General features: G+C 69.8%; 12 protein-coding genes. 1 reads left to right on the top strand and 11 read right to left on the bottom strand.

The window, feature by feature from the left end:
• Positions 1-19 precede the first annotated feature (19 nt).
• Genes FBZ88_RS05910 through FBZ88_RS05890 form a run of 5 tightly spaced genes read right to left on the bottom strand, consistent with a single transcriptional unit; the run spans position 20 to position 4,484 of the window.
• Entirely contained in the window at positions 20-844 is an 825-nt protein-coding gene (locus FBZ88_RS05910) for a cupin domain-containing protein (RefSeq protein WP_088875685.1), read from the bottom strand.
• 26 nt (positions 845-870) lie between these two features.
• Entirely contained in the window at positions 871-1,188 is a 318-nt protein-coding gene (locus FBZ88_RS05905; RefSeq protein ID WP_145615858.1) for a hypothetical protein, read from the bottom strand.
• A complete protein-coding gene (locus tag FBZ88_RS05900) occupies positions 1,185-2,234 on the bottom strand; it encodes a class I SAM-dependent methyltransferase (protein WP_145615857.1) in 1,050 nt (349 codons plus the stop codon). Before FBZ88_RS05900 ends, FBZ88_RS05905 begins: the two co-directional genes overlap by 4 nt.
• Before the next feature lie 49 nt (positions 2,235-2,283).
• A complete protein-coding gene (locus FBZ88_RS05895) occupies positions 2,284-3,183 on the bottom strand; it encodes a VOC family protein (protein ID WP_145615856.1) in 900 nt (299 codons plus the stop codon).
• A 2-nt stretch (positions 3,184-3,185) separates the two neighbouring features.
• The gene (locus FBZ88_RS05890; protein ID WP_281290105.1) at positions 3,186-4,484 is read right to left on the bottom strand and encodes an MFS transporter; all 1,299 of its coding nucleotides are present in this window, start codon (positions 4,482-4,484) and stop codon (positions 3,186-3,188) included.
• A gap of 198 nt (positions 4,485-4,682) precedes the next feature.
• On the opposite strand from FBZ88_RS05890, the gene FBZ88_RS05885 reads away from it, so the two are divergent.
• Positions 4,683-5,579 (top strand): LysR substrate-binding domain-containing protein, encoded by an 897-nt coding sequence (locus FBZ88_RS05885; RefSeq protein ID WP_186464230.1) that lies wholly within the window; start codon positions 4,683-4,685, stop codon positions 5,577-5,579.
• A 13-nt stretch (positions 5,580-5,592) separates the two neighbouring features.
• On the opposite strand, the gene FBZ88_RS05880 is transcribed toward FBZ88_RS05885, so the two are convergent.
• The 6 genes from FBZ88_RS05880 to FBZ88_RS05855 form a co-directional block, all read right to left on the bottom strand.
• Positions 5,593-7,614 (bottom strand): right-handed parallel beta-helix repeat-containing protein, encoded by a 2,022-nt coding sequence (locus FBZ88_RS05880; protein WP_145615853.1) that lies wholly within the window; start codon positions 7,612-7,614, stop codon positions 5,593-5,595.
• 61 nt (positions 7,615-7,675) lie between these two features.
• On the bottom strand, positions 7,676-8,476 hold the full coding sequence (locus tag FBZ88_RS05875) for a kinase (RefSeq protein ID WP_145615852.1): 801 nt from the start codon (positions 8,474-8,476) through the stop codon (positions 7,676-7,678).
• Complete coding sequence (locus FBZ88_RS05870) at positions 8,460-9,425, bottom strand: 2-hydroxyacid dehydrogenase (protein WP_145615851.1); 966 nt, start codon at positions 9,423-9,425, stop codon at positions 8,460-8,462. The genes FBZ88_RS05875 and FBZ88_RS05870 overlap by 17 nt, the downstream gene beginning before the upstream one ends.
• Before the next feature lie 163 nt (positions 9,426-9,588).
• Entirely contained in the window at positions 9,589-10,359 is a 771-nt protein-coding gene (locus tag FBZ88_RS05865) for an enoyl-CoA hydratase/isomerase family protein (RefSeq protein ID WP_145615850.1), read from the bottom strand.
• Position 10,360: 1 nt separating this feature from the next.
• Positions 10,361-11,521, bottom strand: a complete 1,161-nt coding sequence (locus FBZ88_RS05860) for an extracellular solute-binding protein (RefSeq protein WP_186464229.1) — start codon at positions 11,519-11,521, stop codon at positions 10,361-10,363.
• A gap of 8 nt (positions 11,522-11,529) precedes the next feature.
• Entirely contained in the window at positions 11,530-12,717 is a 1,188-nt protein-coding gene (locus FBZ88_RS05855) for a CaiB/BaiF CoA transferase family protein (RefSeq protein WP_145615849.1), read from the bottom strand.
• Positions 12,718-12,730: the final 13 nt, after the last annotated feature.

Here is a 12,730-nt window from a genome sequence, read left to right as displayed (position 1 = left end):
GGCGTGCCCGCCCTCGCTCTCACCAGGCTGTTGGGTTGGCCGGCATTTCGCCGCGGTAGGCCTCCATATCCGGGGGCAACACCGGGTCGTAGGCCGGCCACCATTGGAAGGGCCGTTCCGCCTGGACGTAGTTCGTCGTCAGCGGGCCGCCCTTGGTGCGGAAGAAGTAAAGGTTGCCTGTCAGGGTGCCGTAAGGGCCGTGCGGCGCCTCCGGCGGCCGCCAGAAATAGGCGCCGGGCCGCATGACGCCGCGATTGCCGTGCACCTCGCCGCTCAGCAGGTACATCTCCTCGACGGTGGGATGAACCTCCGACCGTTCGGCCCAGCGCACCGGCAGGGTGCCCAGCAACCAGGAGACGTCGCCGGTGACCGGGTCCTTGTAGAGCATCTTGCGCCCCGCGCCGGGCGGGAACTCCGGATGGAAGTTGCCGGTGTAAGGCACCTGGTAGCCATCCAGCCGCACCACCAGGCGGGCGGGATCGTAGCCGGTGACCGGGACCGCCTGGTCAGGCGCCGCCGACAGGAAGGTCAGGACCACGGCGCCGCCGGGACTGTTCAGCTCACCCCGCTCATACCCCGCCGGCAGGTGGGCGTAGGCCAGGTGGCCGTACTCCTGGCCGGCCATCGTCAGCGTGCCATCCAGGACCAGGAACTCCTCGTCCACCACCAGGCGGGACGCCGGGGCGGTGAAGCCGGCGGGATACCGGACCAGCATGCTGACGGCACCCGTGGCGTCGTCATGGCTCAGGACCTTGGCCTCGACGCCGTCACGCAGGCCCCACAGGGTGTGGGGTTGCCAGGGAATGTATTGGGCTTGAATGAATTCGATCCAGGAACGCGCCAAGATTCAGGCTCCTAACTGCAATGAAATCAACGGGGGGCCGGGACTTCGCCCCGCAACGGTGCTTTGGGGTCGTCGCTTTCGCTCAAGATCCGCATCAGCTTGCGCATGGACACCTCCAACTCGGCCCGCGACCGGGCCAGCACGGCGGCGTCCTCGGCCAAGGCGTCCGCCTGGCCCGGGGCGATGACACCCACCCGGGCCAGCGCCGTTTCCAGGGCCAGGCGCCGCATGCGCTCGATGTGCAGCTGGGACGCCAGTTCGAACACCAGACCGGCCAGGCGTTCCGCGTCGGGCGCCATGGGCGGTAAGGGGGGATGGCTGGGGGGATGGCTTCGGTCGGTCATCGCGGCTTCTCCGCTTCCAGGACGGCCCAGGGGAAATGCCACTCGGCACGGGTGGGCCAGGACAGGTCGGGAAGGCGGCCGCCCCCCCGTTCGTCGAAGGCCACCCAGCGGGCGTTTACCAGGCCAGCGGCGGCGGCCATGGCCGGCAGGTCGGCGGCGATCATGGGTGGCAGGAAGGGCTCGTTGTTGCGGGCGCCGTGTTCCACCATGGCCAGGTCGCGCAGGCCGTCGCCGGTGCGCTGGAAATCCAGGAAGCGCAGCACGCCACCAGGGGCCAGCAGGCGCGACGCCTCCGTGAATACCGCCGGCAGCACGTCGACCGGCACCTCATGCACGAACATGGTGGAGGTGACGAGGTCGGCGCTCCCCCCCTCCAGCCCCGTGGCCACCGCATCGGCCTGACGGAAGCGGACGGCCAGCTTGCGCTCGCTGGCCCGGCGGGCGGCCAGTTCCACGCAGGGCCGCGCCAGGTCCACGCCGATGACCTCGGCCTCCGGATGGGCCTGCCTCAGCGGCCAGGCGGACTTGCCGAAGCCGCAGCCGAGATCGACCATGCGGCGATAGGACCGCTTGGGCAGCGCGGTTTCCACGAACAGGCGGTGGAAGGCGTAGTCGTCATTCTCCCCCAGCATCACCAGCCGGGCGCCCAGTTCATAGACCCGGCCGGCCAGGTCGTGCGACCACACCCCGCCCGGCTGCACGTGGATGTCCCAGTCGGTGTACCAGTCCGGCAGCACCAGGTCGGGATCCACCTCCACCGTGGCCGGCCCGTCGGGCCCCGGCGGCAACGCGCCCTGGCGGACCACCGCGTCGGATACGGCCCGCCACAGCATCTTCTGCGACCCGCGTTCCAACCAGGAGAACCACGGGTAGGTGGCCAGCCCATGCACCAGCGGCGCCAGGCTTTCGGGGTCGTTCACCGGCACCGGCGACGGCGCAGCGGCGTCGAAGTCGGCCCGCAGGCGGGGATAGACCGTTCCGGCCCAATGCCGCCGCAGGCTCAGCACGAAATCCAGAGCAGCCCTGTCCTCAATGGCCAAAGCCATGATACTGCCTCCATGTATTTATTGGCTTTTTGCTTGCTCTCGGCGTCGGTCACGGTGGACCGACGAACTCGATCCATTCGCCGGCGGCACCTTGGAGACAGGCGCTGGTGCCCCCGCCGGGCAACAGCGCCGCGTGGGTCCGCAGGCCAGCGAAGACGCGCGGGTCATCCACGCTGAAACTGACCATCGCCATGCCGGGCGGCAGCTCGCCGGTGGCGGCCTGCCGCGGCTGGGTCACGGCGGGATAGGCGTCCAGTTCGATCAGGGTGCCGCGCGGCAGCTTGACCAGGCCGTGGGCATGCTCCGTCTCCGGCGGCAGGCCGTTGGCCCAGGAAATCACCTGCACCCGCGTCGACACCGGCGGATCGATGGCGTTGGCGAAGCCGGCGTAGGTGGCGAACAGCGCACCCAGGTCAGGCCCTCCGGCGACGACGATGAAGACATGGCCGACGAAGGCGGCGGCCTGCGCCAGGTCCAGTCCGCTGCCCGAGCCCACCTGGGTGAGGTACAGGCACTCCCCCGCCGGCCCCAGGACCTGCATGGCGCGGATCATGGGGAAGCGCTGCAGGCTCTTGGGCGGGCCGATGACGCGGAACGCCGATCCCTCCAGCCGGCCCTCCAGCCGGGCAGCCAGCGCATCCACGTCCTGGACCACGATCTCCGTGGCGTTCCAGCCGTGGGTGGTCAGCGCCTGCCAGCCGGCCGCCGCCGGACTTTCCACGAAGCGCAACCAGGCCGGCGTGCCACAGGCCGGGGCCAGGGTCAGGTAGCGCCGCCCCGCCATGGCCGGCGCCCCCCACGCCGCCGCCGTGTCCGCCGGCAGGATGCCCTCATCCACCGGCTGGTAATCCAGCACGGAACCGTAGGCCGCCCGGATCACCGCCAGGTCCGGCACCACATGGGTGACGGCCCGGATGGTCCCCAGCAGGGGCGCCCCGCCCTCGGTCATGCTCAATCCCCCTTCGCGATCATCTTTTCCACCGCCACCACACCGGCGCGGTAGGCGGGCATGCCCAGGGACAGGACGGTCAGCGCCGTCACACCGATCACCAGGGCCTCGATGCTCATGGCCCAGCCCAGCCGCGCCGGGTCGCCGAACAGGTCGGTCATCCATCCCACCGGCGGCGGGCCGATCAGCTGGCCGGAGATGCTGATCACCAGGTAGTAGACGGCGGTGGCCTGCGACTTGATCTGCCCGGGGGCGATCAAGGTCAGGGACGCCGGGCCCGCGGCGGCGGCCATGGCCTGGCCGACGAAGGCGAAGAACAGGGCGGCGATGGCCAACGGCGCCGATGGCATCATGGGATAGGCGGCGAAACCCGGAACCGCGATCAGCAACCCCACCAGCAGGGCTCGCAGCGTCGCGTCCTTGCGCCCCAGGCGGATCCAGCGGTTGGTCAGCCAGATCCCCAGGCCGGTGCCCAGCGGGCCGCCGGTCAGGAACAGGATGCCGGTGGCGATGCCCATGTCCCGGACGTTCCAGCCGAAACTGCGCTGAAACAGGGTGGCGTTCCAGAAGGCCAGCGACCCCATGGTGACGCAGGCGGCCGAGCCGACGAACAGCACCCCGAAGGTGCGCCACCGCTTCAGGATGAAGCGCAGCGCCTGGGCGATGGAGGCCTGCCCGCCTTGCAGGCCGCTGTCCGCATCCACCGCGCGGTCCTGGCGCTCAGGCTCGGCGAAGGTGAACATCAGCAGGGCCAGCACCAAGCCCGGCAGGCCGACGATCAGGAAACTCAGCTGCCAGGCGCGCAACTCGCCCAGCAGGGGCACGGTCATCACCGGCAGGCCGGCGATGGCGTGGACCAGGGGGCCGCCCAGCAGGAAGGCGATGCCCGCCCCCAAGAAGGTGCCCGACATGAAGACGCTGAGCGCCCGGGCCCGCCGCTGGCGGGGAAACCGGTCGCTGACCAGCGACACGGCGCACGGGGCGATCGCGGCCTCCCCCAGCCCCACGCCCAGGCGGGCGGCGAACAGGGCCGGGAAACCCCGGGCCAGGCTGGCGGCGGCCGTCATGCAGCACCAGATGGTGATACCGGCGGCCAGGATGCCGCGCCGGCTGAACCGGTCCGCCATCCAGCCCATGGGCAGGCCCATGAGCACGTAGAATACGCCGAACGCCGGCCCCAGCAGCAGCCCCACCTGGAAATCGCTCAACCCCAGATCGGTCTTGATCGGGGCGATCAACAGGCTGGGCAAAAAGCGATCAATGTAAGAGACGACCTGCGCTGCTGTGAGCAGGATTACCATGTACCAGCCCGATTGGAGCGCTGTGCGAACCTTGCCAGCACAGGACCCAACTGCCTTCCTGTTTATGAAAGCACTGTTCATTCCCTGTGCTCCCCATTTGTTAGTCCTACGGTTAAGGAAATGTCGCTTGATGACAAACGATATGATCTGACCTCATATGTGAATAGTTTTCACAGTACGAGACCGGGGGCCGCGCCCATGCAGACTCTTCCGTCCATCCAGACCTTGCGGGCCCTGGACTCCGCCGCCACCCACGGCAGCTATTCCGCGGCGGCGGATGAGCTGGGCCTGACGCACGGCGCCATCAGTCACCGCATCCGGGAATTGGAGGAGCGGCTGGGCATCCCGCTGTTCCGCCGGGTCGGCCGCGGCATGGCCCCAACCCGTGAGGCCGTAACCATCATCGCCCATGTCCGCCAAGCCCTGGCGATCCTGGAACGCGCTTTTCCCAACCGCCGTCACGTCAATGGCGGCCGGCTGGTCGTCAGCATCCATCCGGCCTTGGCCACACGCTGGCTGCTGCCCCGGCTGCGCGGCTTCACCCAGATCATGCCCCAAGTGTCAGTGGAAATCCGCTCCACCGCCGACCTGGAGGAGTTCCTGGTGCCGGGCATCGACTTGGCCATCCGCTACGGCGCCGGCGACTGGCCCAATTCCGTCAGCCAGCGCCTGGGGGGCGAGGTGCTGTTCCCCGTCTGCTCCCCCGATTATCGCGACCGCCTGGGCATAGAGACGCCGGAGGACCTGGCGCGCTGCACCATCCTGCGCCACGGCTGGCAAAGCTGGTCGGCCTGGCTGCGCGTGGCCGGCCTGCGCCTGCAGGAACCGACGGCGGGGCTGACCCTGTCCGACAGCTCCATGCTGATCGAGGTGGCCAGTAGCGGCCAGGGCGTGGCGCTGGCCGGCAGCCTGATGGTGCAGGAGGAGATCCGCCGGGGGCGTCTGGTGCGCCTGTTCGACATCCAGGCGGAGGACATCTACGGCTATTACCTGGTGTGGCCGGCCGGCACGGCCCTGAGCACCAGCGCCCTCGCGTTCCGTTCCTGGGTCACCGACTGCTTCAACACCACCCAGGCGGACATCGCCGCCCTATGATACCGGACCGCCATCACCGGCAATCCGACCCCGGACGCGGGCCCGCCTGGCGGATCACCGCCAGCGCCGCCGCCGGCCAGGCGCGATCGGGCAGCAGGTGGTCATCTTCCATCCGCATGCCGATCTCCACCCGCCAGCGGCCGCCGACGCGGGACGAATTGTGCCAGTTGCCGGTGGCGGCGTTGTCGGCGGTGACGCCCCAGGCGAAGTTCTTGCCCACGGTATTGGCGTTCAGCCAATAGCCGTTGGTCTCCACCACATTGCCCTCCACCCGCAGGTGCTTGCTGCCCTCATCCAGGTAGATGCCGATGCGGTCGGCGATGTCGAAGACGTGATTGTCGCGGATGACCGTGCCGGGGTTGGCCGACAGGTTGTAGATGGCACCGCCGTCGAAGAACCATTTCTTCACACCATGGATGCGGTTGCCCGCCACCGTCATGTTCCGCAGCACGGTCGGCTGGTCGAACACCGGGTTGTGCAGATAGCCCTTCTGGTTTTCCCGGTAGTTCCGGTTGCCGCCCACGTCGTTGTAGCCCCAGCCCCAGCCGATGGCGATGCCGTCGTAATTGGCGTCGGAGATGTCGTTGTGCAGAATGTCGGCCCTGTCGATGTAGGTCGCCAGCACCGCCGCGTTGTCCTTGTAATCGCGGGCCACGTCGGTGATGACGTTGTCGGCGATGGTCAGGTCGCGGTTGACCTGGCGCGGGTCGGCGGGGTGGTGCGCCTCCACCCGCACGCCGCCGGCCATGATGGCCCCGCCGGCGATGACGGCGAAGCGGTTGCCCAGAACCTTCACCCCATCCGTCCCCAGGCCCACGCCGGTCAGGTGGGCGTTGGCATCGTTGCCTATGCCCAGCGCCACCTGCCCTAACTGGCTGAAGGTGTTGCCTGTGAAGGTGATGTCGCGCGCGGCCGAGACCTGCACGGCGCCGGGGATCTGGTCCCACTTTTGGCGCATGCTTTCGAATTCCGGGCAGCCCCAGCCGCAGGTGGCGTAGGCGTCCACCGGCCGCAAGGGGGAAACCTCCTTGAGGTAGGCGCCACTCTGCTGGTTGGCGTAGCCGGTGTCCCGCGACGGCCCCATCCAGCTGGTATGGGAAAAACGCAATCCCTGGAAGGTCAGGTTGCGGATGGGATGGTCATAGCTGCCGCCGATAGCGACCAGCACCTCCAGCCGGGGCAGGATGATCGTCATGGCCGTGATGTCGGCGTCGGGCCGAGGCTTCACGTACAGCTTGCCGGCGGCGGGATCGATGTACCACTGGTCCTGGTTCAGGTGCCATTCGCCGCGCTTGCCGAAGAATTCCGGCGCGTTCACCAGGAACAGCCGCGCCTGGTCAGGCATGAAGGGCTTGTTCAGCGTGTCATAGCCCCAGCTGTTGTTGTCCCAGGCCGGCTGCTTCAGCGTGACCTGCATGCCGTCGATCCGCTCCACCGGGGAATAGCGATCGGTGAAGATGCCCGTGGCCTCCACCTCCAGCCGCTGCGGCACCTTGACGGCGGCGACGGTGGCCAGCGCCGGGTTCTTCAGGATAAAGCCGTGGGCGGTGAACTCCACATCATGGTGGGTGATCTCGATGGCCGGCCGGTCGGCGGCCGTGCCGTCGATCCACAGCTGGCGGCTATCCAGGCCCTTGGGCACATCGGCGACGTAAATGTCGTTCTCCGCGTCCGCCAGCGTCCAGCCGGTGACGCGCATGCCGCCCGATATCAGGGCCCCAGCCCCCGCCGCCGCCCTCCACACCACATGATGGTCCCCCTGCCCGCCATCGGCGGCGGCGAAGACCAGCGGCTTGTCCAGCGCGTACGTGCCGGCCGCCAGTTCCACCATGACGTCATGGTCGCGGTTGGCGGTGCGCACCGCCGCCTGGGCGCGGACCAGGGTGCGGAAGGGTAGCGCCTTCGTTCCGGGTGCGGAATCATCCCCGCCAGGCGCCACGTGAAAGGTCACCGGTTCTGCCGCCGCGGCGAGGCCGGGCAACAGCAGCAGCACACCCGCCAACAGCAGGCGGGGCCAGGGCGGCGGGGTGATCATAAGCAAGCGCTCCCTAATGTTTATGTCCCGCCCCAACGGGCCGCCCCCGTACACGCCGCTATCAGATCACCTGCCGTGCCGCATCCAGGCGCAAGGTCAGGTCGGCGCGGCCGGGCATCTCGGCCAGGATGTGCCGGGTCAGGCGTTCGTAGAACTGGATGAAGCGGCTGACCTGGTCGTCGGTCATGGTGCCGTCGGTGGGCTTGCCCGCCGCCCGCAGCTTGGCGCGCAGGCCCTCCTCCTGCTGGATGCGCCAGCCGCGCACCACGGCGAAGTCGGGGGCGGCCAGCAGGACCAGGGCGTCCAGGCGGCCGAACAGGCGCTGATAGTCTCCGGCCAGGGCGGCGTTCACATGCCGGCGCCACTCCCCGCCGGCATCGCGGTCCCGCTCCAGCTCGTTCACCGGCGCGGCCAGGTCGGCGGCGTCCTGCGGCACCGCGCCCACGCACCAGCCTTCGAACAGCACCACGTCCACCGGGCCCTCGACCCCGGCGCCCTCGGCGGCGCGGCTGTCCACGGCCTTGTCGAAGCGCGGCAGCAGCGTGCGGCCCGGCGTCCCCAGCCCGTCCAGCACCGCCAGGCCCAAGCCTACGTCATGCGTGCCCGGCACGCCGCGCGTGGCCAGCAGGGGATGGACGTCACGGGCCAGGTCCTGCCGCTCCTCCTTGGTCAGGTACAGGTCGTCCAGCGACAGCACGGCGACCCGCAGGCCCGACGCCGCCAGCCGCCCGGCCAAGCCGTCGGCCAGGGTGGACTTGCCGCTGCCCTGGGCACCGCAGATACCCAAGATGAAGGGGCGGCGCGGCACCTCATCCAGGCGCCGACGCAGCAGGCCCTCCACCAGGTCAAGCGACGCGGTCATGCGGCACCTCGCCCGCGAAGAAGCGATCCAAATTGGCGGCGACCCGCATGCCCATGGCGGTGCGCGTCTCCAGCGTGGCGCTGCCCAGGTGGGGCAGCAGCACGGCGTTGGGCAGGGCGATCAGGCCGGGGTTCACCGCCGGCTCCCCCTCGAACACGTCCAGGCCGGCCGCGGCGATGGCGCCGCTGGACAGGGCCGCGATCAGGGCCGCCTCGTTCACCACGGTGCCGCGCGCGGTGTTGACCAGGATGGCGGTGGGCCTCATGCGCGCCAGCAGGGCGGCGTTCACCAGATGGCGCGTGGCCGGCCCGCCGGGGCAATGCAGGGACAGGACATCCGAGGTGGCGGCCAACTCCTCCAGGCTATCGACATGGGTGGCGTCCAGGGCCGCCTCCACGTCCGCATCGGCCCGGCGGCGGCTGTAATAGGCGATGGACAGGCCGAAGGCCCGGGCGCGGGCCGCCGTCGCCTGGGCGATACGGCCGAAGCCCACCAGGCCCAGCCGCTTGCCCGCCAGCCCCTGGCCCAGCAGGTGGGTGGGACGCCAGCCGGTCCACTGGCCGGCGCGCAGCTCTCGCTCCCCCTCGCCCGCGCGGCGGCTGGCCATCAGCATCAGCAAAATGGCCAAATCTGCCGTAGCGTCGGTCAGCACGTCGGGCGTGTTGGTGACGACGATGCCGGCGGCCTTAGCCGCCTCCAGGTCGATATGCTCGAAGCCGGCGCCGAAGTTGCCCAGGATGCGCACCCGGGCATTCGGAGCCGCCAGGATGGCGGCGCCAAGCCGGTCGGTGACCGTGGGGCAGATGGCGTCATATCGGCCCATGGCCTCGGTCAGTTCAGCGGCGCTCAACGGCCGGTCACTGGGGTCCACGGTGACGTCGTAGCGCTGGCGCAGGTGCGCCTCCACGGTGTCGGGCCAGCGGCGGGTCAGCAGGATCTTCGGGGGCATGGCGCTTCCTGTTCAGTCGGGGGACGGGACGGGCGGGCATCATATCCCTAAATCACCTGGGCGCAGCCACGACCGAGGAACCAGCCCGTCCGACCGGAAGACGCGGCCGAACAAAGGGGCCTGGGGGATGGGCGGGGCGCAGGTCGGTCATCATTGGGGATCCTCAGCGCCGCCGGAACACGGGCGGCCGCTTCTCCTTGAAGGCGGCGCGGCCTTCCGCCGCGTCGGCGGTGGCGAAGCAAATGGTCTGCAGGTCGCGCTCATACGCCATGGCCTGGTCCAGGGGCATGGAGAAGGCGGCCCGCAGGTTCAGCTTGGCCGTTTCGGCCGCGATGGGCGCCCGGGCGGCGATGGTGGCGGCCAGCGCCTGGGCGCGGGGCAGCAGGGCCGCCGGCTCCACCACCTCGCTGACCAGGCCCCAGGCCAGCGCCCGGGCGGCATCGACCGGATCGCCCGTCATGATCATCAGGGCGGCGTTGGAGGCGCCGATGGAATGGGCCAGGAAAGCCGCCATGCCGCCGCCGCCGATCCAGCCCAGCTTGATTTCCGGTGCCGCGAACTGGGCGTTGGTGGCGGCGAGGCGGATGTCGCAGGACAGCGCCGTCTCCAGCCCACCGCCGAAGGCATAGCCGTTGACGGCGGCGATGGTGGGTTTCAGGCAATGGTGGATGGCGTCGCAATAGTCGGCGCGATTGCGAAAGTCCCAGGGTGTCGCATAACTGTCCAGTTCCCCGATGTCCGACCCGCAGCAGAACGACCGTTCCCCCGCCCCGGTGATGACCACGGCGCGGATGGTGTCGCTGCCGTTGCATTCGGTGACGGCACCGGTCAGGGCCTTTGCCATCTCCGGGGTGACGGAGTTCAGCTTCTGCGGGCGGTTGAGCGTCAGGGTGGCGACGTGGCCATCCACGCTGAACAACACTTCATCGGTCAATTCATCTCTCCATGCCCGGCTGGCGGGACGCGGCGTACAGGCTCTGCAGGTCGTCGATGACGCCGCCGTGCGGCCGCCCGTCGGCCAGGGCGGCGCGGATCAGGGCCGACGCCGCGGTCTGGAAGGGGATGGCGCCGGGATGGCGGGGCCGGACGAAGGCGGCCTCCAGCGTGGCGGCGGTGTCGCGGTAGAAGCCGCCCCAACGGTCGTTGACGCGCGCGTCGCCCCAGGCGGAGCGCAGGCTGGGCTGGCCGTCATGGTCGGGGATGAAACCGGCCTGGGCGCCGGCCGACATCAGCCAGCGCAGATGGTCCAGCAAGGCCGGGGTGACCTGGGCACGGGTGGTGATACCGATGCCGGTGCCGCCCAGGGTCGATCCCGGCCGCCCGCCCGGCACCCGCCGGGGGGCGTCGGCATAGCGCAGCGGACGGCCGCCCGCCTCAGCGCGGGTGTAGTTGACATAGCCGTAGATCAGCGGACACAGCGCCACGTCGTCCGCAGCCGCCATGCGGCCCAGGATGCCGATGGGGTTCAGGTCGGCCAGCGCCGCCGGTCTGGCCGCCGCCAGCCGCGCCATCAGGTCCAGCGCCGCCGTGCCCGTCGCCCGCCCGACGAAGCACTCTGGATCGGCCTCCGCCGGTGGTTCGCCCAGGGCCACGCAGATGGACTGAAACGACAGGGCCGCGTGCGGCCCGGCCAGCGACAGCGCCACGGGTCGCCGCCCGGACAGGGCCGCCACCTCCTCCCAGGTCGTCGGCGGCGGCCCATCGACCAGGTCGGGGCGATAGGCCATCACCTGGGTGGCGGCATCCAGCGGCAGGGCCCAGTGCCGGCCGGCGTAGCGATAACTGGACAGGCAGGGCCCGATGACGTCCCGGGCCCAGGCCGCGATCTCATCGGCGCCGAACAGCGCCTCCAGCGGCACCAGGCCCCGGCTGGCCACGGCGTCGCCCACATGGGGATGGTCCAGCACGATCAGATCATAGCGCCGGCACAGATCCGCGATGGGGTGCTTCTCGAAGTCCTCCAGCGAGTGGCGATCCCAGGACAGGGCCAGCCCGTCGCGCGCCGGGTCCAGCGCGCCGGCCGCCGCCGCCAGGGCGTTGTAACCGCGCGGATGGTCCCAGGTCAGGGCGCGGTAATGGGGCACACCATTCGACATGGGAGGACTCACGGCGCCCCCACGACACCGGCGGCCAGCAGCCGCTCGATTTCCACCTGCGACCGGGACAGCCCCTCCAGCACCTCGCGCGTGTGTTCACCCACCAGGGGGGCGCCACGGTCCAGCGCGGCCGGCGTCTTGGAGAAGCGGATGGGGAAGCCCGGCGTCTTCACCCGGCCTTCGGTCGGGTGGTCATAGGTGATGAAGGTGCCGTTGTGGGCGATCTGTGGATCGGCCACCAGGTCGGCGTAGCCGTAGACCGGCCCGCACCAGATGTCATGGGCGCGGAACAGCTCCAGCCACTCGGCGGAACTGCGACCCAGCAGCCGGATGCGGACACGGGCGACGATCTCGTCCCGGAACTTCCAGCTGTCCGCCTCGTCGTTCAACCCCTGCAAAAACGGCTCGTCGATCAGCTTGCCCAGCTTGTCTAGGCCGGCCATGGCAACGACGATGTAGCCATCGGCCGTCTTGAACACGCCGTAGGGGGCACGGATGTAGCAATGGGCGTGCGCCTCGGCCGAGCGGGTCTGCGGCTTGTTGCCCACGGTGAAGACGGACAGTTCCTGCATCTGCAGGGTGGTGATGGCGTCCAGCATGTTGACCTGGACCAGTTGCCCCTCCCCCGTCCGCTCCCGGTGCAGCAGGGCGGCCAGCGCACCCTCGAACGCCGTGTAGGCGGTGATGGCGTCCACCAGGTACTGGCCCGCCGGCTGCGGCGGCTGGTCGGCGCTGCCGGCCGACAGCATGGCGCCGGACAGCGCCTGCAACAGCAGGTCCTGCCCCGGGTAGTTCACATAAGGGCCGTCCTCGCCGTAGCCGGACATGGAGACATAGACCAGGCCCGGGTTGATGGCCGACAGCGTCTCATAATCGACGCCTAGGCGCTTGGCCACGCCGGGGCGGTAGTTCTGCAGGAAGACGTCGGCGTCCTTCACCAGGTCCAGCAGGATCTGCCGGCCCTCCGGCGCCTTCAGGTCCACGGCCAGGGAGCGCTTGTTGCGGTTCAGCGACAGGAAGGAGACGTTGATCTTGTTGCCGCTGGCGCCGCCGGCCGAGGCGTGGCGCTGCCATTCGCCGCTGGTCGGTTCCACCTTGATGACGTCGGCGCCGAGATCGCCCAGGCGCTGCGCCGCGAAAGGGCCGGCCATGGCGATGGAACAATCAAGAACGCGGTATCCGCTGAGGATGCCCATGATGGTGTCGTCC

The sequence above is a fragment of the Nitrospirillum bahiense genome (assembly GCF_007828025.1).
GTDB lineage: Bacteria > Pseudomonadota > Alphaproteobacteria > Azospirillales > Azospirillaceae > Nitrospirillum > Nitrospirillum amazonense.
This window is presented reverse-complemented; position numbering and strand designations above follow the sequence as displayed.

Excerpts from the sequence above, each read along its gene's own strand:
- FBZ88_RS05905 (WP_145615858.1), bottom strand. The coding sequence starts at position 1,188 with ATGACCGACCGAAGCCATCCCCCCAGCCATCCCCCCTTACCGCCCATG.
- FBZ88_RS05900 (WP_145615857.1), bottom strand. The coding sequence starts at position 2,234 with ATGGCTTTGGCCATTGAGGACAGGGCTGCTCTGGATTTCGTGCTGAGC.
- FBZ88_RS05895 (WP_145615856.1), bottom strand. The coding sequence starts at position 3,183 with ATGACCGAGGGCGGGGCGCCCCTGCTGGGGACCATCCGGGCCGTCACC.
- FBZ88_RS05890 (WP_281290105.1), bottom strand. The coding sequence starts at position 4,484 with ATGGTAATCCTGCTCACAGCAGCGCAGGTCGTCTCTTACATTGATCGC.
- FBZ88_RS05885 (WP_186464230.1), top strand. The coding sequence starts at position 4,683 with ATGCAGACTCTTCCGTCCATCCAGACCTTGCGGGCCCTGGACTCCGCC.
- FBZ88_RS05880 (WP_145615853.1), bottom strand. The coding sequence starts at position 7,614 with ATGATCACCCCGCCGCCCTGGCCCCGCCTGCTGTTGGCGGGTGTGCTG.
- FBZ88_RS05875 (WP_145615852.1), bottom strand. The coding sequence starts at position 8,476 with ATGACCGCGTCGCTTGACCTGGTGGAGGGCCTGCTGCGTCGGCGCCTG.
- FBZ88_RS05870 (WP_145615851.1), bottom strand. The coding sequence starts at position 9,425 with ATGCCCCCGAAGATCCTGCTGACCCGCCGCTGGCCCGACACCGTGGAG.
- FBZ88_RS05860 (WP_186464229.1), bottom strand. The coding sequence starts at position 11,521 with ATGTCGAATGGTGTGCCCCATTACCGCGCCCTGACCTGGGACCATCCG.
- FBZ88_RS05855 (WP_145615849.1), bottom strand. The coding sequence starts at position 12,717 with ATGGGCATCCTCAGCGGATACCGCGTTCTTGATTGTTCCATCGCCATG.